Here is a 22,998-nt window from a genome sequence, read left to right on the forward strand (position 1 = left end):
GCCCGCTCCTGCTGCAGCTCCGCAACCAGCTTCTAAACCAGCAGTTCAGGCGCAACCAGCTCGGCAAACAACTAACAATGTTCCAGTTAACAATGACGGCTCAATGGATTCAATTGCGCGCGTAGAATCAGGTGGTTCATACACAGCTCGTAACGGTCAGTACATTGGTAAGTACCAATTGTCAGCTTCCTACTTGAATGGTGACTATTCTCCAGCTAATCAAGAACGAGTTGCTCGGCAGTACGCAATTAGCCGATACGGTTCTGTTCAAAACGCCGTTAACTTCCGTGCTTCACACAGTTACTGGTAAAAATAAAAAAATCTATCTCGTTTGAGATAGATTTTTTTTATTTAATTACTGTTTAATGTTATAAATTTGGGAACCCAGCGTGATGGTGTCTAAATTTTGTTGTTTTGAATCTGAAAAAGGTTGCTCACTTTTAGAGATGGTTGCTTGAAGCGTGACTGGATCAGTTTGGTTTTTTAGCTGATAACTGGTGGCATTTTCTACCGATTGATTCGATTGAAGTTGTCGCTGGTTGTTATCAGGAATACTGGGATCTTTAAGGGTTGTCGTTGGTAATTGATTTCCCTGTTGTAGAGCGTTAAACGATTTCTTCCAAGTACTTTGTGGTGTGATCGAAGTGGACCCATTATTGGTAGTTTTATAAATAAAAGTAATGATTGGTTGCGGATAGGTTTGATTGGGTCGTGTGGTTTTAACTGCCGTAATCTTAATCGTGGCCTGATTTGTTTTTAGAATATTATTTTCAAAAGAAGCCTTTACGGGTTGCGAGGTGGTTTTCTGATTGGTTGATTTTGATTGTCGGTTAGCACCAGGATTAACAAACGAACAACCTGCTAATAATCCGCTACTTAAGATAATTGGAACGCTTAACCATCTTTTTTTCATTTTAATGTTCTCCTTTATTAATAGTCTAATCATATTGTACTCTAAATGGGCTGGAAAATTTTTGAATAAAAGTTAGTGAACACTTGGTTTCTATGCATTATCAGTTTATAATAAGTACAGGAACTGTGGTTGTGCACAATTTTAACGCACATACTCCGGCTCAAGAAAATTTAGGAGGTCCAATAGGATGAAAGTTGCTGTTATTGGTTCATCACACGGTGGGTATGAGGCTGTCAGAGGGGTTTTGCATGATTTCCCTGATGCTCAAATCGATTGGTATGAAAAGGGAGACTTTGTTTCGTTTCTATCATGTGGAATGGAACTATATCTTCAAGGAGTTGTAAAAGATGTTAACTCCGTTAGTTACGCAACCGTTCCTGGTATGGAAGCTAAGGGTGTTCACGTTCACATTAATTCTGAGGTAACTGCGATTGATCCAGATGCTCATCGCATGACGGTCGTTGAAGTTCAGAGTGGGAGAGATACGACGGCTGAATACGATAAGTTAATCTTGGCGGTCGGAGCGGTGCCCTTTAAACTGCCCGTTCCTGGTAAAGAGCTGAAAAATGTTTATGCCATGCGAGGCCGTGATTGGGCAATCAAGCTGAAACAAGCTAGTGTTGATCCAACGATTAAGAATGTGACAGTCGTTGGTTCTGGTTATATTGGTATCGAAGCTGCCGAATCGTTTGCAAAGGCTGGCATGCATGTAACCATTATTGATCTGAATCCAACCATCTTAGGAACCTATCTTGATTCTGAATTTACTGACATTTTACAAGACGAATTAACGGCACAGAATGTGGAATTGCGGTTAAGTCAGTCGGTTAAAGAATATGTTGGTAATGATCACGGAGCCGTTAAATCAGTTATTTCAACTACCGGTAGTACTTGGCCAGCCGATTTAGTGATTGAAACCGCGGGAATTCGTCCTGCTACGAAGTGGTTAGCCGATGTGATTGATCTAGATGAACACGGTATGATCAAGACAAATGAATATCAACAAACAAGCCAGCCAGATATTTTTGCAGCTGGAGATGCAACTGAAGTAGAGTTTGCACCGACTGGTAAAAAACAGTTGATCGCTTTAGCAACCAATGCTCGTCGTCAAGGGCGTTCGGCTGCTTATAATCTTGAAGAACAACGGCGGAAGACAACGGCAGTTTCTGGCTCGTCTGCTTTGCATGTGTTTTCTTACAAGTTTGCTTCTACGGGAGTTAAAGATGTAACAGCAGCTACAGTTGGCGCAAAGATTGAATCGGTCTTTCTTAAGGATACAGTGGTACCACCATTTGTTCCAGAATCACATAATGCACCAGTATATTTCAAACTAAGTTTTGATCCTGAGACCAGAGCCATTATGGGGGCTCAGATTATGTCTACAATGGATGTTACTGCTAATATCAATGCAATTTCGTTGGCATTACAACAACATCTGACGATTGATGATTTAGCCTATGCAGACTTTTTCTTCCAGCCTGGCTTCGATCGTCCTTGGAATATCATGAATGTTGCTGCTCAAAAAGCGCAAGATAAGTTAGATTAAAATTAAGCAAAAAACCTCATCATTTGATGAGGTTTTTTATTTACATAAGATAAGCGCAATTAACCGTAGCAAACCAATGATTTTATATTTTAGGTAAAATTATTAAGCTTGACAATTTTTTAATACTTAGTTAAATTTAAATGGTATTATAGAAAAATTGTTAGCATTATTATTTTGCAGGAGGGAGAAAACTTGAAGATGAGTTTCCTTCCTTTTTGTCTTTTAAGAAAGGATTACGTAGTTGAGTAATTATATTAATGTGGAAATTAGGGAACCAATTCAGCAGCGAAGCTTGGATTTGCGAATTTCTCGGAATTTAACGCTCAAAGAACTAAAAAAATTAATTGCTCCGGTAATTTTTCAAGCAGGTTTGTCAAAAAATGATGCATATAAGCTCAGGGTTGTTAACAAAAACGGTTTTTTTATCTTACCCTTGAAGGATTATGCCATTAGTGATGGTGATGTTTTTATGATTGATTATGATGAGGGGGGAACCCAAGATGCGTGAAATTAGTAACGGAACAATGCAACTGAAATTAAACAATCTAACTGATCGAATTGAAATTTATTTATCAGCCGAGCAAGTGCAAGAAAATGTCCTAGTAACAATCAATAATTATCTAAGCTTAGACTCCAATTTATTTTTGCGGGGTCACATTGAGCATCAAGATGATGGTTCTTACAAACTTACTTACCAAAACCCCGGTAAATTAATGTCATTGAGAAATACCGCTAGTCAAGCCAGCTATATCGATCGATTAAAATTAAGCTTGGCCGTTATTGATTTGATTGCACTACCACATTATCGGTTCATAATGTTTTTGAATCCACGTAACATTTTAGTAGCACCTGGCGAGCGTTTATTAGTGGCACACCGTGGTATTCGTGAATTGCTTGATCCTAGAGAGCTTACTTCCACGGAAAAATTAAAACAAATTAAGGCCATGATAATTAGTATCGTAGTTAAGCAGGTTGAATTTGATGAGATCATTAATGATACCGATTTAATTGGTAGTAATAAATTTGCGGCAAAAATTTTATCATTACCAAGTTTGGAAGCGGTTAAGGATTATTTACTAAAGTTGGCTCAGACTGAATCCGAACGCCGTAATAAGGTTATTAAAACAATGCCCAAGTGGCTATATGATTTACTACGTTGGGGGAGCGTTACTCTGGCGGTTATCACCGTTTTAATTGGGTTAAGCTGGGGGATCTCACTCCATCATAATCATGAGCAGCAGTTGGCGTTGAAATCTGCAAATTCATATCTAGATGGTCGTTATCAGGATGCCGTAGATGTAATGAAGGGGCAAGATCCTAGCCAACTCTCTTTAGAAGCACAGTATGTCTTGGCAGGGAGCTATGTGCAGCTGGCTAACTTGAGTAATCAGCAAAAACAAAAATTCTCAGCGCAATTATCGCCTAATTCCGATAATAATTTATTGATGTATTGGATTAGTGATGGGCAAAAAGATTACACTGGCGAACTCAACTACGGCAAGAAAATCAATGATAATGAGTTAATTCTACATGCATATCAGCAACTGTTGGGAAGTGTTAAGGACAATGGTTCCATTAATGGTGAAAAGAAGCAGAAACTGTTGAAAAATTACCAAGATGAAATCAACAAATACCAAAAAAAGGTTAACCCACCCAAAAAACACTAGGGTTTAAATGATAACAGATGGTTGCTGGTAAAGATTTGTAATGAACAGACGATGATGTAGTAAATAAGGAATGTATAATTATGCCAAAAGATAATGCTACAGTAAAACAACGCTTATTTTATCCATTTGCTCCTAATTTTGATAATAGTATTATTTCTAAAGAAAATGTAACTTTTATCGTGTTTTGCTGGGGAGCAACGTTTGATTACTTTGAATTTGATAGGCAAAACACCAGTTGGAAACTACCCAATCAGCAACAACTAACCATTCAAGATGATCAAGTATATCTCGAACAGGAGCAGCTTCAACTTAACAAGCTGATTAATTGCCAGGATCTGGTGTTAATTGTCAAACGGTATCAGGATTTAGTGATTAAAACCACTAACTTACCTAATACAGCCATTACCATTAGTAACCAACGAGCAGCACCGCTGAGTGGTTTGAATCAAATGGCTGGACAGGAAATCCTGATGCTACCCAGCAGTAATAAAAAGCAAGAATCGTCCTTTGAATATGATTTGGGAAAGATAAATGCGGCGACAAAGACTTATTTTAATGACCAACTAGTGAAAACTCAGTTAGCAGGAAAGTTTGAAGTCGGCGATAGTTTCTTTGTTAACGGTCTTTATATTGAGATGAATCCGCAACAATTTAAGATTACAGAAGTTTTTGGTAAATTATGGTTAGATGAGCGTTATTTCATTGAAGAAACATTTAAGCCGTTAGTACCAATCGATTTTCCCGAATATACTAGGTCGCCACGAATTCGACTAGCACAGCCAGATGACAAGGTACCTGTTAATAATCCCAAACCAGCTGATCGAAAACCAAGTAATCTATTGCGGATGTTGATTCCATCACTTGGAATGTTGGCGGCAAGTGTGTTAATGACCTTTGTTTCGGGGATGAACTTGTACATGATGATGGGAATGGGGTCAATGTCCTTAATTACGGTGTTGATGACATTATATCTAGGGCATAGTGACAAGAAAAAGTTTAAAAAAGATCAAAAAGATTTTAAAAATGCCTATAAATTTACTAGAAATTGTATTAATCACTTTAATCTGTGGGGAAAAGAAGCTGTCTCAGGAGGTAAAATTGCGATTAATTCAGAAATTGTTGCTGAAATGTCACATGATGCGAGTGAGATTAAAGAACAGTTAACACAAATTAAACATGCAAACGACACCATTATTCCAGAAATGGATAAGGCATTACGTGAGGTTAAAGAAAAGTTTGTGAATATGTTTCCAGTTGATATGAGTAGTGTGATTGAGGAAACCATCAGTGAAAATCGATTGCGTCCCCATCAGTATGCTGATCTTGGAGCAATTCACGAAGTTGATCATGAAATCATGCACAATGAAGTAAATCTTGGTCAGTTGGAGCGGGCTGTTCATCGAACGGTTATTGATGAACAGCAAACGGATTCGGAATGGAGTCGGAAATTCCATCTTTAAAAATATCACCTAATAACATTGTTAGTGGAGGAAATNCCCTTTTTATCCCTTTTACTTACGCAATTGACCATAGTTCCACCGCTATGGACGTGATGGGTGGGGTGTTAATGGGACTTTGTGGATTTTTATTAATTTTTTATTGGTGTTTTACAAGTGCTCCCCGCTCGGAGATTAGTAATCATATTGATCAAATTGTAGTTGGAGAGATTAGCGATAATTGAAGTAATTATAAAAAAACGATCTTGTTTATGCGGTTGGAGGATGGTCATGGAAAGAGGCAATGCCAAATTATATGGGATTAGATTTAATTTAGATCATCAAACAAGTTCGGCTAGCCCGACGGATTCCCAGTGGTTTTTGCCACCGTACGCTTGGTTAGAAAAAGATGACCAGTGGTATTTGATTAAGATTTTCACTCCATGGATCGCCAATCTTTTCCCACGTTATCTGACTAAGTTTCCCCACCAAGCGTGGCAGGTAACACCGGACGAAGTGCTGAATAATGATATTTTTCGTTTACATGAATATCATCAGCCGAATCTTGATTATGCAGCCTCAGGATCCTTAGGCGCGGCTGGTGGATATTCGGGAATAGGAGCTTTACCCCTTGTATTAATAGGAATTTTTTTACCCACGGATAATAAATTATCCTTTTGGCCGGCCTATTTGCTTTATTTTGCAACAATTTTAATTTCATACTTCTTTTTTTCGTTTTTAATGAAATTTTATAATTATGTAACAGTAGGGTCATCAAAAAATCCTATTAAAAATTATTCTGAGTTAGAAGCACAGATCAAGAGCATCTCTCAAACACATGTTAAAAAACACGTTTTAATTTCACAAATAAAAACTTTAAGTGGTTTGGTAATAGTTATTAAAGTGGTGTGCCTTACCCTTTTCTTGATTGTATTCCTTCCGTTTACATATGGAGCTTACCGTAGTTCAACTTCCATGGTTGTCTTTATGGGAATTATAGTTGGGATGGACACATTTTTCTTTTTAGTTTTGGGATGCTTTAAATTTCCTTCACGTATAACAATTAGCAATCACGTTGATCAGATCATTGTCAGTAAAATTGAGTGAGTAGGAGATAATTTATGCAAGACTTTAATGCTTTAAATCAAAGTTTATCTTTGGGTTCGACATCACCTAATAACATTGTTAGTGGAGGAAATTATTAATGGTACTAAAAGGAAATGCCAAATTATATGGGATTAGATTTAATTTNATTAATGGCACTAAAAGGCAATGCCAAATTATATGGGATAAGATTTAATTTAGATCATCAAACAAGTTCTGCTAGCCCCACGGATTGCCAGTGGTGGCTAACGCCATACGCCTGGTTAGAAAAGGATGACCAGTGGTATTTGATTAAAATATTTACTCCGTGGTTTGCTAATCTTTTTCCAAGGTTTATTACTAAGTTTCCCCACAAGGCTTGGCANCGGCTAGCTTTTTTCAATATTTTCTGCAAACCTCATTTTTAATGATCATATCATTGATTAATTTTAGTTTTGAAATATTTATCTTTTAAAAATATAACTAACCCTTATTATGTTGTAGTTTATAAATTATTTATGGAAGCCATTAAAGATGGTAAGGAGAGTGTAAAAATGAATAAATTAAATGCAAACCAGGTAAGTTTAAAAAATCCTCAAACTGGAGAAGTTCAAATATGTAAGTTAGGGGTTTCGTGGACAGTTTTTTTCTTTGGTTTCTTCGTACCAATTTTTAGAAAAGATTGGACATGGTTTCTAATCATGTTTATAAGTCAAGTAGTTGCATTTTATATTTTTCCGCCTATTAACCTTCCAGTGCAAATTGGTTTTGTATTTGCTTATAACAATCAGTATATCAAAGGTAAACTGAATGATGGCTGGATTGGTACTACAGAAAGGGATGTTCAGATTTTAAACTTGGAAAATTTGAAGAAATAAAATATTGAATTACGCCGATGCTTAATTATTGGCATAAATTATTTTTTCATAGCAAGTAAAACTATTTCAATATTAAATTTAATGGTGTCAAACTTTTATTAGTATATAAAAACTGGAGCATATAAAATATATGATGACGATAAAAAAATGAAAAATCCGGATATGTATAATATATTTTGAAATACAAATAATTTCTTTATTATCGAATAAGGAGTAGCTATGCCTAGGAGTATTTTTTCAGCAACATTCGATGAAAGCAAAAATTTAATAAATGATATTCTTCTTAATATGAATGTTGCTAATCTAAAGAAACCTAGCAAAATTGGTATATTAATTTATTCTCTTTTGTTAATACTATTACCAAATTATATCATTGTTTATTTTGTAGCATTAGAATGGAAAGACTTTCGTTCATTTTCTTATGCCATATTCATTGTAGGATTAATAATTTGGTTACTGATATGGATTATCGTTTTCTTAGCACCTAATTATCTCAAGCTGTATCTTAATTACTTTAATTTGCTTTTTATAGGAGCAGTGTGGTTGACGGTTGAGATGGTTTGGTTTCTAATATATTGTCTTCATAGATATCACCAAGAATATTTACTTGTATTTATGTTTGCAACAATCATAATTTTTTTGACTATCTTTATTAAACATAGAGTTCACTTGTTTAGAGTTTTACTATTCAATGATAAAGAAAATTGGGCAGATAATCTTTTGAAAAAAAAAAAGAAGGTTTTATATGCGATTTTACCACCGTTTGTTGCAGTATGCTTAATTATAAAATATATTTCAAAATATATTTTTAAAGTTAACATTGAATTGCATTATAATTTATTTAGTCTTTTTATAATGTTTGACATAAGCCTTTTAGCATTAATTTTTGCTGAAATTTATTTCATATCACCAATTATGTTATTTGGCTACTATCTTCATAAGTATCCTGAAGAGTATCGTGAATTTAAAAACCAAACCTCGATTCAATGGTATGGAAAACTTTACGCTAGAATTAAAGGCTTCAAATTGGATGACAATTAACACGTCTAATACTCGTTTTTTTAGGAGGATAATTTTTACATGTCACAAGAAGTTAAGGAGCTCCTTCCACTAGGTAGTATTTTAATTTTAAAAGAGAGTCTACAAAAATTAATGGTTGTTGGAAGAGGAGCTGTTTACAATGATCCTAAAACTGATGAAGAAAAATTTGCAGATTATATGGCGGTTCTCTATCCTGAGGGAATTAATCCAAAATCTACGATTTTTTCAATCAAAACGATATTAGTAAAGTAGTTTTTCAAGGCTACACTGATGGGGCAAAAACCAGATTTTTAGAAATTTATAATCAATGGAAAAATGAAAATTATCCAAATTAAAATTAATCAGAAGCTTTTTATCAAAGTGAATCAGTTGTGATCAGAAAGTTTCAAAAATAAAATGCTATAAATGTACTTACCAAATTTATTATAATTCTGATTATTAGGGCGCTAGTCTAAAGTATCACTTAAGACTAGACGCTTTTTTATTTTATGAAAATAAATTTAAAATATTTATTTATCTTCACAACTAAATAGCATATAATTATAATCATTAGTATCGTAAATCAAATGCAATTTGGATAGTGATTGTTTATAACGGAGGATTATCAGTGGGAAAAATAAAAAAAGCCGCATAATGAGAGCTATCATGCTAGTTTTGGTATGTGTGGTTCCAGTATTGATTACATATGAAACCTTTCAGTTAATTGAAAATAGTTCCACATATAAAGCAAATAATATTCGAGTGGCAGTCGTCAATCAAGATCGACCAACTCAGCAAAACAATCGAACCTGGGATGTTGGTGGTAAATTAATCAATCGCTTACGCGATGAGCAGCAACGAGATGTTCATTGGAAATTTCTTTCGGCTGGAGCAGCCAAGCGGGAATTAAATAACGGGACCGTTGATATGATGGTCACAATTCCAGCTGATTTATCATTCAATGCGTCCACGGCGCTAAGTCCCTCACCGCGCATGAGTACAATTAAGATTAAGATGGCAAAAAGGAATAATTTTTTGTCCGTACAAGTTAATCAACAAATCGCGGCAGGAGTTAAAGAAAAAGTCACAAAGGACATCCAGGCGGTTTATAATAAACAGTTACTGAATGATATCAAGGGATTAGGTTCTCAAATGAAGACTGCTTCAAAAGGAAGCAGCCAAATTAATGGCAATGTACTCTCAATTAAATCAGGGAAGATTTCTGTTTCTCGTGATCTGGATGGCTTAGTGCAACAAATGCTCGTGTTTCAAACTGGCTCGAAAGCGGTCGATGATCAAATTGCCGAGAGTAGTAGTAAATTAAGCAATCAGGTTAATAATAATGCCGAAAAATTGAATCAGAATCTGGATTCAAATTCTCAGCAATTTGATCAACAGCTTGGCAGCAGTCAACAATTGATGGGCAAACAAATTAATTCGGCAGCTGCGCAAGTAAATGGACGGATTGATACGATCGCAAGTGGAATTGATACCTTGGCAGTTAATAATAAAAAAATAAATTTGAATGTCAGTAATTTGCAGGCACAATCAGGAGTCATGGGAACGGGATTGCAGAATTTATCAGCCACTACTAAGGCAGCTAATGGAACCGTTGATGATTACACCAATCAATTGGGGAGTTTGTACCAACAGATTGACAGTAATTCGGCTTCCTTAGGAAAATTGGCGCAAGCCACTGATAGTGATGTTGCAACAATTAATCAAGCACAAGCATTTATCAAAAATGCTGGAAGCCTGATTACGAAAGTCCTAGTACTAAAAGGTGCTAAACTGGATCAATTAGATTCAGAAAAAACGACTCAGGACGATTTGAAAAAAGCAACGGGAAATATTGATGATGAAACCAAGCAAATTGACGATCATAATCAACAAGCGTTGCAACAACTCAATGATTTGCAAAATGATGACACGATTGATGCCGATACTAAGGCTAACCTAAATAAATATTTGGATCCTGTTAAAAAGAACTTAAATGATAATAAAGATGCTTTGAAATTGATTAACCAAAATACAGGGACAATTAATGATAAGTTATCCGGTCTAAATGAAGATATCGATAAAATTAATGATTTACTACCAAAGATTGATGATCTCACAAAAGAAAAATTAGTTGATCAAAAAAGTATTGATGAGATTAATGATCTAGTAAAAACTTTACCGCAAACGGTAACCACCTTAAATGGCTTCCAAACAGCGAGCGCACAAGCACAGCAAACCGCACAAACTGGAAAAGAGATGGCAAACCAGTCGGCAAGGATTAAACAATCTTTTGGGGGCGTGGGAAACAACTTAGCAAAACTAAATGATAATTATCATGGACTTAATGATGGAGTTACTACATTAAAGACTAGTTCCGATGAGGCAGTTTCACAAGGAAATGACCTTAACACCAACCAAGTAAATGTTCAAGATAATCAGAAACAAACGGTTAATGACCTTACTGATAGTAATGATCAAGAAAATCAGAAGCTGACAGGAGGGCTACAAGCAGCAACTGAACAGTTGAGTAATAATTTAAACCAATATCAAGAAAACTCTGATTTTGCTGATCCTTTGAATGCGCAAACAGCTGCTGGCAGATCAGAAAATGCTGATCGCTTAGAAGCGGGAACAAATGCCGCCAAAGATATTTCGAAACGAGCAGCAGATAATGATAATAAGATTCACGGTAGCTTAGCCGATTTACTAAATAATAACGCCCGTCTGTATCAAATGTTAAATCGAGATTCAGGAAAAGTAATGCGGGTAAATGCTGGTCAGCGAAACGTGAACAAAATGATTAATCCTGTTAATAATACGATTTCTGGCAAAGGTTATGGGGCAGCCCTTAATAAACTATTTGCACCAACCATCATTTCAATTGCGTTATATGTGGGTGCCATACTGACGTATGCTGCTAAGCTGTATTTACGTAGACACGGAAAGAAATCTTTTAATGATAAAAAAGCGATGGCTGTTGCAGTTGTTCAGGCACTTGGAGTGGTAGTTTTCTCGGTGCTTTTCAAAGTTAATCCTAATAATTTTGGACTATTTGCCTTTAATATCTTGTTTATTTCGCTAAGTTTTACGGTGATTGCCCTGATTTTAAATCGGATGATGGGAACCAACGGTTTAATTTTAATGGTGATTTTATTAGCGGTACAAGCATTGATTTCAAATAATATTGTGCCAACGAGTGCACTTGGTATTTTCAATAAAATTGCATGGCTATTGCCACTTACCTATGCTGTCAATGCGCTTAATGACGCAATTAATGCAGTTTATTTTGGAGCTGGTCAGTTGTTATCCTTAATTGGCCTAGGGATTTATCCAGTTATTTTGGGAGTAGCCATGCTATTGTTGGAATTTAAGAAAAAAAGGAATCAATTAGCGACTGATTAGTGCTGGTTGTCGTTGTACACAACCAGATTAATACGGGAGGAAATAACCAATGGATATTAATCGAGTTGAAAAAGAAATCTTTAAACGAGCCATCAAAACTGCTTTGCCGGCCGCGGTCCGAGTTAAATATCAAATCATTAAGAGTGAAAAGCAAATTAAAATTAATGAAGCTAGCGCTGAACGCAGTTCCAGTATCAAGGACATGGAATTAGCACTACAGCTCAAGCTGCAGGGGAAAGCGGGTCGTGCTGCTGAAAAAGCGTGCGCTAAGCTACAAAAAGGTCACTTTACCAAGGGTGCCGATAGTTTATAATTCTGATCCAAAGTTTAAAATTAAGAGATTGTGATAAAATTAGCAAAAAGTCTTGTAGTTTTTTAGAATTCAGCTAAACTGACAGTAATCAAAAGTTGATAAGGGAGAAGACTATGCCAAACTTAGATCCTAATTTAACGGAGGTTTTTAATCAGCATTTAACGCAGATTAAACCGTCGCAAATTCGCTCGTTTTCAAAAGAGATTAAAGATATTCCTGGTCTGATTAGTTTGAATGTTGGAGAACCTGGATTTAATACTCCTGAGCACATTAAAAAAGCCGCTATGGCCAGCATTGCAGAAAACAAATCCCATTATTCGCCACAAAATGGGTGGCTTGAGTTGCGCCAAACGATTAGTGATTTTCTTCAGCAGCGACTTCATTTGACCTATGACCCTGAACAAGAGGTAATTGTGACGGATGGTGCTACCGAGGCACTTTCTAGTACTTTTTTAGCCACTGTTAATCCCGGGGATCAGGTTTTGGTACCCCAACCAGCTTATCCAGCTTATGGCGCAATGATTGAACTGGCTGGGGCAAGTGTAATCCCATTGGATACATCTCCAAACCAATTTAAAATTGATCCACAAACATTAGATGAGCAACTAACGGCTTATCCAGAAGTCAAGGAAATTATTTTAAATTATCCAAACAATCCAACGGGAGTGGAATACACAGCCACGGAACTAGAGGCATTGGCAGCAGTGATTCAACGCCACCATTTGTTGGTAATTGCGGATGAAATTTATTCCGAATTAACCTATAGTTTACCGCATACTTCGATTGCCAACATTATTCCAAATAGTACCATTTTAATTAATGGAGTTTCAAAATCACATGCGATGACGGGTTATCGATTGGGGTATGTTGCTGGACCAGCTGCGGTAGTTGCAAATATCAATAAGGTGCATGGTTATTTAGTGACGTCTCCATCTAATCCGGCCCAATATGCTGCAATTGAGGCACTCCAGCATGGTCGCCACGATACTGAACCCATGCTGGTTGAATACCAGCAACGTCGTGATTTAGTAACCGAGACCTTGCGTCCGTTAGGATTTGAAATTATTAATCCAGACGGAGCGTTTTATATCTTTGCTAAAATACCTAGTTGTTATCATGAAAGCTCACGTGAATTTTGTCTCAGACTGGCACAAGAAGCTCATGTGGGGGTTACTCCTGGCAGTGCTTTTGGAACTAGCGGGGAAGGGTATTTTCGGATTTCCTATGCTGCAAATCTTGCTCAAATCAAACAGGCGCTTACAAATATTAAACGCTTTGTAGCAGAGACGGCTACTCCTAAATCATTGTAATTAAAAAAAGCATCCTAATGAAATAATTAGGATGCTTTTTTATAAATTCATCTTTAAAAATTTCAACAGGTTTGTGAGGTAGTTGCGGCGCTGTTTTTGCCATTTACCGGTATAATCGGTAAAATTAAAGCAATCGGCACAAAAACTAACGAGGTGAGTAAAATGGATGTTGGAATTGATCGGATGGGTTTTTATACGCCGTCTTATAAGGTAGCAATGGCTGATTTAGCACAAGCACGGGGGGAAGATCCCGCTAAATATCTAATCGGGATTGGCCAGACTAGCCAAGCAGTAATCCCCCCTTCACAAGATGCTGTCACGATGGCTGCTAATGCGGCGCTGCAGGTATTAGATGAAGAAAATCGATCAAAAATTTCATTGATTATTTTTGGAACGGAAAGCGGTGTCGATAATTCGAAGTCGGGAGCAATTTATTTACAAAAATTACTACACTTAAACAGTGCGGCACGTGCTTTTGAGATTAAACAGGCTTGTTATGGGGCAACCGCTGGTCTGCAAATGGCTCAAGATTTTGTACGTGCGCATCCAGAGCAACAGGCTTTGGTTGTTGGTTCAGATGTGGCACGGTACGGTCTATATACACCTGGTGAAGTGACCCAAGGTGCAGGAGCAGTAGCCATGATAGTTAAGGCTAAGCCAACCATTTTAGCACTCAGCACGTGCAGTAGTGTTTATTCAGAGGATGTGATGGATTTTTGGCGTCCTTTGAATCGAACCGAAGCAATGGTTGATGGGCATTATTCAAATGATGTCTATCAACAGTTTTTTGTAAAAACAGTCCATGAATATTTACGACAAACAGGTTTATCGCTAAACGAATTGCAGGCGCTAGTTTTTCATTTGCCATATACAAAGATGGGTTTGAAGGCGCTTAAAAGGTTACTACCTGAAGTTAGTGAAGCACAACAACAAAAATGGCTAGCAGCTTTTAATGCTAGCAGTCTAGCCAGCCGTGAAGTTGGAAACTTGTATACGGGATCATTATATTTGAGCTTGTTGTCATTGCTTGATCACTCGGATAGCTTACAGCCAGGTGCTCAGATTGGCTTATTTAGTTATGGTTCGGGAGCACAAGGTGAGTTTTATACCGGGACGTTGCAACCAGGATTTAGGAATCAGAGGCGGTCTCAGTTAATCGAACAGATGTTGGAGCAACGCACTCAGTTATCGGTGCACCAGTATGAAATTATGTTTTCGCAATGGCCATCGGCAGGAACTGAAAATTTAGTTGTCGATACTCAACATGACCAGTCTGATTTTGTGTTTACTGGGATAGTTGATTATAAACGTCAGTATGTACAGCAGAGTCTTAGTTGACACTCCTTTGGAAAACGGGTAAGTTTGTAATAATTAATCTTGAAGCACGTCCAGAGAGACAGCAAGATTTTAGTTGCGAATACGGATGTTTAGCCAGCTAAAAATCACTGTCTCTGGATAGTGATTTTTTATTAGGAGGAGCTCCGTGACAAAAGAAAATGAGATTGTTTTGGACGTTAATGATCGTCCTGGTTGGTTAAGCTGGATCGGTTTATCGTTGCAGCATATGTTTTCTATGTTTGGAAGTACGGTCATTGTTCCGTTGTTGGTCGGATTAAGTCCAAGCATTGCATTGTTTGCTTCTGGGATTGGAACTTTGCTGCATATTCTAATTACCCGCGGGAAGATTCCAGCTTATATGGGTTCCAGTTTTGCATTTGTAACCCCCATGCTTGCTTTGATGAAAACGACAGGAATTGCTGGGGTTCAGCAAGGAGTAATTGCAGTTGGGTTGATGTATTTGATTGTCGCGCTGTTAGTGTGGCTTTTAGGAACCGCTTGGATTGACCATCTCTTGCCACCAGTGGTTGTTGGACCAATCGTCATCGTGATTGGACTATCCTTAGCTGGAAGTGCAGCAACTGATGCGATGATGAAGCATGGCAGTTATAATCTAACTTATTTTTTAATTGCCCTCGCAACCCTTTTTCTAGCGATTTTCTTTAACATGGTATTAAAGGGATTTTTAGGGATGATTCCAGTGTTGTTGGCAATTGTTTGCGGATATTTACTTTCAATTGGCTGTGGCTTAGTTGATCTGCATGCCATTGCGGTAGCCCCCTGGTTTAAAGTTCCACAATTTTCGTTTTTGGGAACCGAAACCGGTTTTCATTTCGAATGGAATGCCATCTTAGTAATGGCTCCGATTGCATTTGTAACTATGACAGAACATATGGGACATCTCTTGGTATTAGGTGAGCTAACTCATCGTAATTTTTTTAAGCATCCTGGATTAAATCGAACGCTTGCTGGTGATGGGGCCGCTTCGATTGCAGCTGGTGTAGTTGGTGGTCCAGCAGTGACTAGTTACGGCGAAAACATCGGCGTTATGGCGATCACCAAAATTTATAGTGTGTATGTGATTGTAGGAGCAGCGTTATTTGCAATTGCTTTTGCATTTATTAATAAGTTGAACGTCTTGATTATGCAGATGCCGTTACCGGTCATCGGGGGAATAAGTTTTCTCCTTTTTGGAACGATTGCAACTAGTGGGATTAAAGTGATGGTTGATGATCGGCTTGATTTAAATGAAAAACGAAATCTTATGATTGCATCTGTTATTTTAGTAATTGGAGTCGGCAATGCTTACCTTCAAATTGGCGCTTTCCAGTTCACGGGAGTAGCATTAGCAACCGTTATCGGGATTGTTTTAAACTTGATTTTGCCACCGGCCTCAACCACTAAATAAAGATTAACCGCGACCGACTAGCTCTTATTAGCTAGTCGGTTTTTGTTATATATTTTTAGAGAAGTTTAGTAATCCTTGGAAAAAAGTAAGTAATTATGTATAATGAAAAAGTCAAATTTTTTAAGATGAGGGATGGATTAATTATGAAGAAAAAATGGTCATTGTTGGTAATGACAGGATTAACAATTTTGGGATTGACTGCCTGTGGTAAGACTCAGACGGCCGAAACTAAGACACCTAAGACACTTACAGTTGGTCTTGAAGGAACCTATGCGCCATATTCCTATCGTAAAGACGGTAAGTTAACTGGTTTTGAAGTGGAATTGGCCCAAAAGACCGCTCAACGAATGGGATTAAAGACTAAATTTGTAACAACCGGTTGGGACTCGTTGATTGCTGGGCTGAATACTAATAATTATGATGTGATTTTTAACAATATGGCTGAAAATCCTCAGCGAAAAAAACAGTTTCGATTTGCTAGTCCATATGCCTATTCTAAGTCAGTGATTATTACTAAAAAAGATTCTAAGATTAAAGCTCCACAGGACTTAAAGGGTCAAAAAGTTGCGGAAGGAACCGGAACTGATAACTGGAATAATGCTAAAAAAATGGGAGCACAACCAGTAGCATCTCCTGATTTTCAAACCTCGATGGACATGATTGACCAAGGACGAGTGGTGGCTGCTGTTAATTCACGGGAAGCCTTTGAATACTGGAAGAAGAGCCACAAATCTACTGATTTGGTTTATAAAGAAGTTCCTAATGACGTAATTAAGGCCGATGTGATTGCACCAATGATGAATAAAAAATCTAGTGAGCTCAATCAGAAGATGAACAAAGCGCTTGCTGCTGAACGTCGTGATGGGACATTGAAGCAACTGTCAATTAAATATTTTGGAACTGATATTACTAATAAATAGGGGTTAATTAACATGTGGGAAATCTGGAGTTCATCGTTACCCAGTTTATTCGGGGCAATGCTTAAATTTACCATTCCACTGTCATTATTATCATTTGCAATTGGTTTAGTAATTGCAGTCGTGGTGGCTTTGATAAAATTTTTACCAGTGCAAGGTAATCGATTCATTAAACTGTTGTGGCAGGGAATTCGGCTCTTGGTTAGTTTTTATGTTTGGGCCTTTCGCTCAACTCCACTGTTAGTGCAATTGTTTATTATTTTCTTTGGACTACCATCGATTGGAATCAAATTAGCACCGTTTACAGCGGCAGTCATTGGCTTTTCCCTCAATACAGGTGCTTATGGTTCAGAAACGATTCGCTCCGCACTTTTAGCTGTTAATCAAGATCAATGGGATGCAGCCTATACTTTGGGATTTAGTACACCACAAACTTTATGGAGAATTATTATGCCACAAGCTTTGCGGATCGTGTTGCCACCATTATCAAATGAATTTATTGGTTTAGTAAAAGATACTTCATTAGCAAGTACGATTACAATTGCAGAGATGTTTCAAGTTAGCCAGCAGATTGCTGCACAAAATTTTCAACCACTGACAATGTATATAGAAGTCGCCTTTTTATATGCGATCTTATGTACAATTTTGAGTACGCTACAACATTATTTGGAACGTCGTTCGTCAAAATTTGTACAGGAGGTCAGTCACTAATGTTACAAATTTCAAAATTAACTAAGCAATTTGGTAGCCAACAAGTACTAAAGGGAATTAGTGCTCGGTTCCCCGAAAAACAAACCACGGTAATCGTTGGTCCATCTGGTTCGGGGAAAACAACACTCTTACGTTCTTTAGATTTACTAGTGCGTCCCGATTCCGGCGAATTAATGTTTGATGATTTAAAGCTTGATTTCAGCCAACCAATTAGTTCCAAGCAGCGTAATAAATTACGCAATAAAACTAGTATGGTGTTTCAAAATTGGAACCTTTTTCCTAATTTGACCATTCTGCAAAATATTACGAGTGCTCCAATTCATGTTCACAAAGTTGCAGTTGACCAAGCAGAGCACCAGGCCCACAAGTTATTGCAAGAAGTTGGTTTAGATGAATATGCGACGGCATATCCACATGAGTTGTCTGGCGGGCAGCAACAAAGAATTTCTATCTGTCGGGCGCTTGCGGTGCAGCCTCAGTATATTTTGTTGGATGAACCGACTAGTGCGCTTGACCCGGAAAGGGAAAATCAAATTTTACGTATGCTTGAACGGCTTTCTAATGAGGGTAATTCGTTGATTATGGTTACCCATAATATGCAATTTGCCAAAAATGTTGCTGATAAAATTTTATTTTTAGAAGATGGCGAACTTCAATTCGATGGTGATAAAGAAGCATTTTTCAGTGCTAAAACTGATCGGATTCAACAATTTTTACAAGGAGTCACGCTCAATTAAAAAACGTAGCCTTAGGCTACGTTTTTTAATTGAAAATAATAAGGCTTAAACAAAGATATAATAAAAATCCTAGTATCCAACTTTCTCGATTAGTAAAAATCTGAAAGCCATAGCTACCGAGCAGGATTGCAATGGCAACGACTCCTTTATAAATTGGATAGTTAGCAAGTAATAGTCCGGCAAGCAGAATGATGGCTATTAAATTTGCTCTAGTTTCAAGGTGGTTTGTAAAATGTAGATTAAACGATATAAAATAGAGGGTTGCTAAAATGGCAGCGTTAAGAATGGTGTGTTGATCGAGGTACTGGTTGTTGAGATAGTTTAGAGCGGTGATTGGTAAGACCGCATTGACTAAGCAAAAACAAATGAGACCGTAGTAGTTATGCAATTGAAATTTAGGCATTAAAACAGCAATATTAACAACTGCAATCAATAAAAATGAACAGTCTAAAACGATTGGAAAACCGGAACTAATTGCTAAAATGACTGGAATTGGATTAAAAATTAACGAGAGACGCCCATCCAATTTTCCTAACACGATCCAGCCAGCGATTGCCCAGCAGAGCTGATTGATTAACATGACATGACCAGTTACGTTAGTGCTAAGTGCCCAATTACTACCGGCTGCTAAATTCCAAATTAAAAGATTAGCACCAACAAAGCTAATTCCTAAAATCCAATTGCTGATTTTATTTATAAAAATTGTTTTCATAGTAATAACCTCGATTACTATTATATTAATGTAATTTATTAGCAACGGCAACTTAAATTATGGTAACATTAAATAGTTATAAGCATGTTCCCGATGGGATTCACATTTTGTGAAGCTGCCTTGTAACCAATTTTTAAGGGGGAAAATAAATTGACAGAAAAGCATTTATTCAGTTCAGAGTCTGTTTCAGAAGGGCATCCTGATAAGATTGCAGACCAAATTAGTGATGCGGTTTTAGATGCAATTTTAAAACAAGATAAACAGGCTCGAGTTGCTTGTGAAACATCAGTTACAACCGGGTTAGTCTTGGTATTTGGGGAGATCTCGACGACTGCTGATGTAAATATTCGTGAAATTGTGAAAAAAACTTTACGGCGGATTGGATATGATAATCCTGCGTATGGGTTTGATGCGTCGAATGTGGCGATTTTAGTATCACTAGATGAACAGTCGCCGGACATTGCAGTGGGCGTTGATGAGTCGGAAGAGACCAGAAGCGGAGCTAGTGATCCAATGGATCAATTAGGTGCTGGTGATCAGGGGATTATGTTTGGCTATGCTACAGATGAGACTCCCGAACTAATGCCATTGCCGATTTCTTTAGCGCATCAGTTGATGAAGCGAACTGCTTTGGTGAGAAAAACCGAACAATTGCCATATCTTCGTCCCGATGCAAAAGCCGAAGTGACAGTTGAGTACGATTCAAATGGACAGCCATTCCGAGTTGATACGGTAGTTTTGAGTACGCAACATGATCCAGAAATTAGCCAGCCACAGCTGCACCAGGATGTCATCGAACAAATTATTAAAGCGACGATTCCAAAACAATATCTAGATGCAGAGACTAAATACCTAATTAATCCAACTGGTAAATTCGTGATTGGCGGTCCTAATGGAGATGCAGGGCTAACCGGACGAAAGATTATTGTTGATACCTATGGTGGTTCTGCCCATCACGGTGGAGGGGCATTTTCTGGAAAAGATGCAACTAAGGTTGATCGTTCTGCCAGTTATGCTGCTCGGTATATTGCTAAAAATATGGTGGCAGCCGGACTCGCTCGTCGAATTGAGCTTCAGTTAGCGTACGCCATTGGCGTGGCCGAACCAGTTTCCATTGAGGTTAATACCTTTGGTACATCTCAGTATTCGGATGACGAGTTAATTCGTGCAATTCGTGCAATTTTTGATTTACGTCCGGCTGGGATTATTAAAATGCTTGACTTACAAAGACCGATCTATGAACAGACAGCTAGTTACGGTCATTTTGGTCGTACTGATATCGAATTGCCATGGGAACAAACGGACCAAATTGAAAAATTGCAACATTTTTTTAATTAATTTTTAATCGACTCTTTGGGAGTCGATTTTAGTTTGAAGGGAAATTTTAATGCAAGCGCGAACAAACATCAAAATTACTACGATTGCTTTATTTATTGCAACCTTTATGACAGCAGTCGAGGGGACGATTGTTTCAACAGCGATGCCAACCATTGTTGGTGATCTGCATGGAGTCTCCCTGATGAATTGGGTTTTTTCCATTTTTCTATTGACCAATGCAATTACCACGCCAATTTATGGTAAATTAGCTGATCAGTTAGGGCGAAAAAAGATTTTTCTTGCCGGAGTTGTTGTGTTTATCATTGGCTCGCTTTTTTCTGGTCTATCTAATAGTATGGAAACGCTGATTTTTTGGCGGGCTCTTCAAGGAATCGGGGCGGGAGTGATCATGCCGGTTTCCTTTACTATCGTGGCTGATATGTATCCATTTGAGAAACGAGCCCAAGTGATTGGAATCCTCGGATCAGCATGGGGAATTGCTTCAATCATCGGGCCGCTCTTAGGGGGATTCATCGTTGACAGTTTATCATGGCACTGGATTTTCTTCATTAATGTTCCAATTGGCTTGTTGACAATTGTTTTGCTTGCTTGTTTTTTCTATGAGCAGCCCCATAAAAAGACGCAGCCGCTCGACGTGGCGGGAATTATATGGCTGGGCATCTTTTTATTAGCACTAATGGTGGGTTTTCAGCAACTAAGCAGCCAACCTATAAATTATCTAGTGTTAGGTAGCTTTTTATGTGTGACAATTTTGAGTGGGCTCGCTTTTTACTTGCAGGAGCGACACGCTAGTGATCCAATTATTCCCATTGATTTATTTCATAATCGCACTTTCGTAATCCAAAATTGTATTGCTGCTTTGATTAGTGGGTTTATCTTTGGCTACGAAGTATATTTGTCTGATTGGACACAGGGAATTATGGGATTGAAGGCCACATTTGCTGGATTTGCAGTCACTCCAACATCGATTCTTTGGATGGTAGGATCATTTTGGTCAGGGAAATTACTATTAAAGTGGCGACCACAGTTGGTAACCGGGCTTAGTTTAATTTTTATTGGCTTTGGAGCAGTTTCATTAGCATTGCTACCAATTACAACCCCGCTTGTAATCTTTTGGGTTCTGTCAACGATTATGGGGATTGGCTTTGGTCTGTGCATCACGACCTCATCTGTAACTTCTCAAAATGAGGTTAGCAATGAACGAATTGGGGTGGCTTCTTCGTTTAATACTTTGAGCCGAACTTTGGGGCAGACGTTGATGATCTCAGTTTTTGGGATCGTTTTAAATCAAGGAATGGCCAACGGAATTAAGCAGCATCCCCAAGCGAGCCTTAAGTTGATGGATCAATTGATTAATCCACGTACCGCAACTACGTTACCAGCAAGTGTTTTGCCGACGTTACGTCAGATTTTATATGGCGCTTTACACAATGTTTTTTTAGTAGCGTTGTTGTTGGTAATAGCTGCAGTAATCGTTAATTTTTTTGATCGTAAGCAGATTAACTAGCGCTTTTCGATCGCAATCAACATTGGTGGGTGGTTAATTTGATTAATAAATTGATACTGCATTACGTGAAAGTCGGTTTGGGGAAGGTGGGTTACAAAATTTAAAACGGCTTGTTGTTCTTGTTGGCTTCCGTGATGACCGACGTAAACCACTAGGAGCAAGACACCATGGCGGCGTAAGTTTGCTAGCAATTTTTGCATGGCAATTACCGTGGTCTGAGCGGTAGTTGCCAGCTGATGGTCGGCGCCTGGTAAATAGCCAAGATTAAAAATTGCGGCGGCAAGCGGTTCCTTAACGTAGTGATCGGCATTCTCGTGTCCAGTATTTATGAGGCTAACTGGTGTTTCGACGTGATGATTTTCTAACAATGCTCGAGTAGCCTGGATGGCTTTTTTCTGAATATCAAAGCTATAGACATGACCATGATGACCGACTAACTGAGCTAAAAAAAGGGTATCATGCCCATTCCCAGCCGTTGCATCGACAACGGTATCACCAGGATGGACACTTTTAGCTAAAAGATCATGACTGGTTTGCAGTGCTGATTTTAAGTACATGGCAGGTTCCTTTCAGACTAGATAAAAAGACGTTTGAAACTTGTTTTTTGGCAATTGATTTGCTATCATTAATTTAATTATAGTTTAACTTAAATTGTTGAGATGAATTATTACGTTGAAGGTATTGGTCAGCGACTAGGTGGATGGTGTGAACCTAGCTTACCCTCTGCGGAACTTATCATTGAGAGTTAGCCGAATCGAGTAG

The 22,998-nt window shown here is 37.9% G+C and carries 21 protein-coding genes, 1 pseudogene, 1 riboswitch and 1 other annotated feature (1 of these 24 only partly in view); of the genes and pseudogenes, 19 read left to right on the forward strand and 3 right to left on the reverse strand.

Annotated elements, in window-relative coordinates:
* Positions 1 to 310, forward strand: a 310-nt coding sequence (locus FC87_RS07115) for an aggregation-promoting factor C-terminal-like domain-containing protein (protein ID WP_477190167.1), incomplete at its 5' end; no start/stop codon positions are given.
* 45 nt (positions 311 to 355) lie between these two features.
* Here FC87_RS07115 and FC87_RS03470 read toward each other — a convergent pair.
* Positions 356 to 913 (reverse strand): DUF5067 domain-containing protein, encoded by a 558-nt coding sequence (locus FC87_RS03470; RefSeq protein ID WP_009166377.1) that lies wholly within the window; start codon positions 911 to 913, stop codon positions 356 to 358.
* Between the two features lie 187 nt (positions 914 to 1,100).
* Between FC87_RS03470 and FC87_RS03475 the strand changes: the two genes are divergently transcribed.
* The 16 genes and pseudogenes from FC87_RS03475 (at position 1,101) to FC87_RS03555 (ending at position 18,679) form a co-directional block, all read left to right on the forward strand.
* Positions 1,101 to 2,459: an FAD-dependent oxidoreductase gene (locus tag FC87_RS03475; protein ID WP_056961640.1), complete on the forward strand. Its 1,359-nt coding sequence runs from the start codon at positions 1,101 to 1,103 to the stop codon at positions 2,457 to 2,459.
* 241 nt (positions 2,460 to 2,700) lie between these two features.
* Positions 2,701 to 2,967, forward strand: a complete 267-nt coding sequence (locus FC87_RS03480) for a hypothetical protein (protein WP_035422153.1) — start codon at positions 2,701 to 2,703, stop codon at positions 2,965 to 2,967.
* On the forward strand, positions 2,960 to 4,126 hold the full coding sequence (locus FC87_RS03485) for a type VII secretion protein EssB/YukC (RefSeq protein ID WP_056961642.1): 1,167 nt from the start codon (positions 2,960 to 2,962) through the stop codon (positions 4,124 to 4,126). Before FC87_RS03480 ends, FC87_RS03485 begins: the two co-directional genes overlap by 8 nt.
* Positions 4,127 to 4,206: 80 nt before the next feature.
* Positions 4,207 to 5,586 (forward strand): hypothetical protein, encoded by a 1,380-nt coding sequence (locus FC87_RS03490; RefSeq protein WP_056961644.1) that lies wholly within the window; start codon positions 4,207 to 4,209, stop codon positions 5,584 to 5,586.
* Between the two features lie 267 nt (positions 5,587 to 5,853).
* Positions 5,854 to 6,669, forward strand: coding sequence for a hypothetical protein (locus FC87_RS03495; protein WP_056961646.1), 816 nt, complete (start codon positions 5,854 to 5,856; stop codon positions 6,667 to 6,669).
* Positions 6,670 to 7,199: 530 nt separating this feature from the next.
* Positions 7,200 to 7,523 carry a hypothetical protein gene (locus tag FC87_RS03505; RefSeq protein ID WP_056961650.1) on the forward strand — a complete coding sequence of 108 codons (324 nt, stop codon included), beginning with the start codon at positions 7,200 to 7,202 and terminating at the stop codon, positions 7,521 to 7,523.
* 219 nt (positions 7,524 to 7,742) lie between these two features.
* Positions 7,743 to 8,564, forward strand: coding sequence for a hypothetical protein (locus FC87_RS03510; protein ID WP_056961652.1), 822 nt, complete (start codon positions 7,743 to 7,745; stop codon positions 8,562 to 8,564).
* Between the two features lie 39 nt (positions 8,565 to 8,603).
* A pseudogene (locus FC87_RS03515) lies at positions 8,604 to 8,899 on the forward strand (DUF4176 domain-containing protein).
* Positions 8,900 to 9,197: 298 nt separating this feature from the next.
* Positions 9,198 to 11,945, forward strand: coding sequence for a YhgE/Pip family protein (locus tag FC87_RS03520; protein ID WP_082619213.1), 2,748 nt, complete (start codon positions 9,198 to 9,200; stop codon positions 11,943 to 11,945).
* 49 nt (positions 11,946 to 11,994) lie between these two features.
* On the forward strand, positions 11,995 to 12,258 hold the full coding sequence (locus FC87_RS03525; RefSeq protein WP_054690800.1) for a hypothetical protein: 264 nt from the start codon (positions 11,995 to 11,997) through the stop codon (positions 12,256 to 12,258).
* 113 nt (positions 12,259 to 12,371) lie between these two features.
* A complete protein-coding gene (locus FC87_RS03530; RefSeq protein ID WP_056961655.1) occupies positions 12,372 to 13,568 on the forward strand; it encodes an aminotransferase class I/II-fold pyridoxal phosphate-dependent enzyme in 1,197 nt (398 codons plus the stop codon).
* A gap of 162 nt (positions 13,569 to 13,730) precedes the next feature.
* The gene (locus FC87_RS03535; RefSeq protein WP_054690799.1) at positions 13,731 to 14,906 is read left to right on the forward strand and encodes a hydroxymethylglutaryl-CoA synthase; all 1,176 of its coding nucleotides are present in this window, start codon (positions 13,731 to 13,733) and stop codon (positions 14,904 to 14,906) included.
* A 145-nt stretch (positions 14,907 to 15,051) separates the two neighbouring features.
* A complete protein-coding gene (locus FC87_RS03540; protein WP_156656531.1) occupies positions 15,052 to 16,314 on the forward strand; it encodes a solute carrier family 23 protein in 1,263 nt (420 codons plus the stop codon).
* A 143-nt stretch (positions 16,315 to 16,457) separates the two neighbouring features.
* A complete protein-coding gene (locus tag FC87_RS03545; RefSeq protein ID WP_009167277.1) occupies positions 16,458 to 17,234 on the forward strand; it encodes a transporter substrate-binding domain-containing protein in 777 nt (258 codons plus the stop codon).
* A 12-nt stretch (positions 17,235 to 17,246) separates the two neighbouring features.
* The gene (locus FC87_RS03550; RefSeq protein WP_009167276.1) at positions 17,247 to 17,942 is read left to right on the forward strand and encodes an amino acid ABC transporter permease; all 696 of its coding nucleotides are present in this window, start codon (positions 17,247 to 17,249) and stop codon (positions 17,940 to 17,942) included.
* Entirely contained in the window at positions 17,942 to 18,679 is a 738-nt protein-coding gene (locus FC87_RS03555) for an amino acid ABC transporter ATP-binding protein (RefSeq protein ID WP_054690797.1), read from the forward strand. The genes FC87_RS03550 and FC87_RS03555 overlap by 1 nt, the downstream gene beginning before the upstream one ends.
* 25 nt (positions 18,680 to 18,704) lie before the next feature.
* On the opposite strand, the gene FC87_RS03560 is transcribed toward FC87_RS03555, so the two are convergent.
* Complete coding sequence (locus FC87_RS03560; RefSeq protein ID WP_009167274.1) at positions 18,705 to 19,391, reverse strand: hypothetical protein; 687 nt, start codon at positions 19,389 to 19,391, stop codon at positions 18,705 to 18,707.
* A gap of 71 nt (positions 19,392 to 19,462) precedes the next feature.
* A riboswitch (SMK box riboswitch) is annotated at positions 19,463 to 19,544 on the forward strand.
* Here FC87_RS03560 and metK point away from each other — a divergent pair.
* Together metK and FC87_RS03570 are read left to right on the forward strand one after the other, a co-directional pair.
* Positions 19,542 to 20,729, forward strand: coding sequence for a methionine adenosyltransferase (gene metK, locus FC87_RS03565; protein ID WP_035421407.1), 1,188 nt, complete (start codon positions 19,542 to 19,544; stop codon positions 20,727 to 20,729). (Overlaps the previous riboswitch by 3 nt.)
* Before the next feature lie 49 nt (positions 20,730 to 20,778).
* Positions 20,779 to 22,236, forward strand: a complete 1,458-nt coding sequence (locus FC87_RS03570; RefSeq protein WP_056961659.1) for an MDR family MFS transporter — start codon at positions 20,779 to 20,781, stop codon at positions 22,234 to 22,236.
* Here FC87_RS03570 and mnmM read toward each other — a convergent pair.
* Positions 22,233 to 22,793 carry a tRNA 5-(aminomethyl)-2-thiouridylate-methyltransferase MnmM gene (gene mnmM, locus FC87_RS03575; protein ID WP_056961661.1) on the reverse strand — a complete coding sequence of 187 codons (561 nt, stop codon included), beginning with the start codon at positions 22,791 to 22,793 and terminating at the stop codon, positions 22,233 to 22,235. The genes FC87_RS03570 and mnmM overlap by 4 nt on opposite strands.
* An 88-nt stretch (positions 22,794 to 22,881) precedes the next feature.
* Positions 22,882 to 22,998: a binding site (T-box leader), on the forward strand (it continues 83 nt past the right edge of the window).

The sequence above is a fragment of the Fructilactobacillus florum DSM 22689 = JCM 16035 genome (genome assembly GCF_001436645.1).
Taxonomy (GTDB): Bacteria; Bacillota; Bacilli; order Lactobacillales; family Lactobacillaceae; genus Fructilactobacillus; species Fructilactobacillus florum.

Bases quoted from the DNA above. Each gene is read 5' to 3' on its own strand.
- FC87_RS03470 (WP_009166377.1), bottom strand. From the start codon at position 913: ATGAAAAAAAGATGGTTAAGCGTTCCAATTATCTTAAGTAGCGGATTA.
- FC87_RS03475 (WP_056961640.1), top strand. From the start codon at position 1,101: ATGAAAGTTGCTGTTATTGGTTCATCACACGGTGGGTATGAGGCTGTC.
- FC87_RS03485 (WP_056961642.1), top strand. From the start codon at position 2,960: ATGCGTGAAATTAGTAACGGAACAATGCAACTGAAATTAAACAATCTA.
- FC87_RS03490 (WP_056961644.1), top strand. From the start codon at position 4,207: ATGCCAAAAGATAATGCTACAGTAAAACAACGCTTATTTTATCCATTT.
- FC87_RS03495 (WP_056961646.1), top strand. From the start codon at position 5,854: ATGGAAAGAGGCAATGCCAAATTATATGGGATTAGATTTAATTTAGAT.
- FC87_RS03505 (WP_056961650.1), top strand. From the start codon at position 7,200: ATGAATAAATTAAATGCAAACCAGGTAAGTTTAAAAAATCCTCAAACT.
- FC87_RS03510 (WP_056961652.1), top strand. From the start codon at position 7,743: ATGCCTAGGAGTATTTTTTCAGCAACATTCGATGAAAGCAAAAATTTA.
- FC87_RS03520 (WP_082619213.1), top strand. From the start codon at position 9,198: ATGAGAGCTATCATGCTAGTTTTGGTATGTGTGGTTCCAGTATTGATT.
- FC87_RS03525 (WP_054690800.1), top strand. From the start codon at position 11,995: ATGGATATTAATCGAGTTGAAAAAGAAATCTTTAAACGAGCCATCAAA.
- FC87_RS03530 (WP_056961655.1), top strand. From the start codon at position 12,372: ATGCCAAACTTAGATCCTAATTTAACGGAGGTTTTTAATCAGCATTTA.
- FC87_RS03535 (WP_054690799.1), top strand. From the start codon at position 13,731: ATGGATGTTGGAATTGATCGGATGGGTTTTTATACGCCGTCTTATAAG.
- FC87_RS03545 (WP_009167277.1), top strand. From the start codon at position 16,458: ATGAAGAAAAAATGGTCATTGTTGGTAATGACAGGATTAACAATTTTG.
- FC87_RS03550 (WP_009167276.1), top strand. From the start codon at position 17,247: ATGTGGGAAATCTGGAGTTCATCGTTACCCAGTTTATTCGGGGCAATG.
- FC87_RS03555 (WP_054690797.1), top strand. From the start codon at position 17,942: ATGTTACAAATTTCAAAATTAACTAAGCAATTTGGTAGCCAACAAGTA.
- FC87_RS03560 (WP_009167274.1), bottom strand. From the start codon at position 19,391: ATGAAAACAATTTTTATAAATAAAATCAGCAATTGGATTTTAGGAATT.
- FC87_RS03570 (WP_056961659.1), top strand. From the start codon at position 20,779: ATGCAAGCGCGAACAAACATCAAAATTACTACGATTGCTTTATTTATT.
- mnmM (WP_056961661.1), bottom strand. From the start codon at position 22,793: ATGTACTTAAAATCAGCACTGCAAACCAGTCATGATCTTTTAGCTAAA.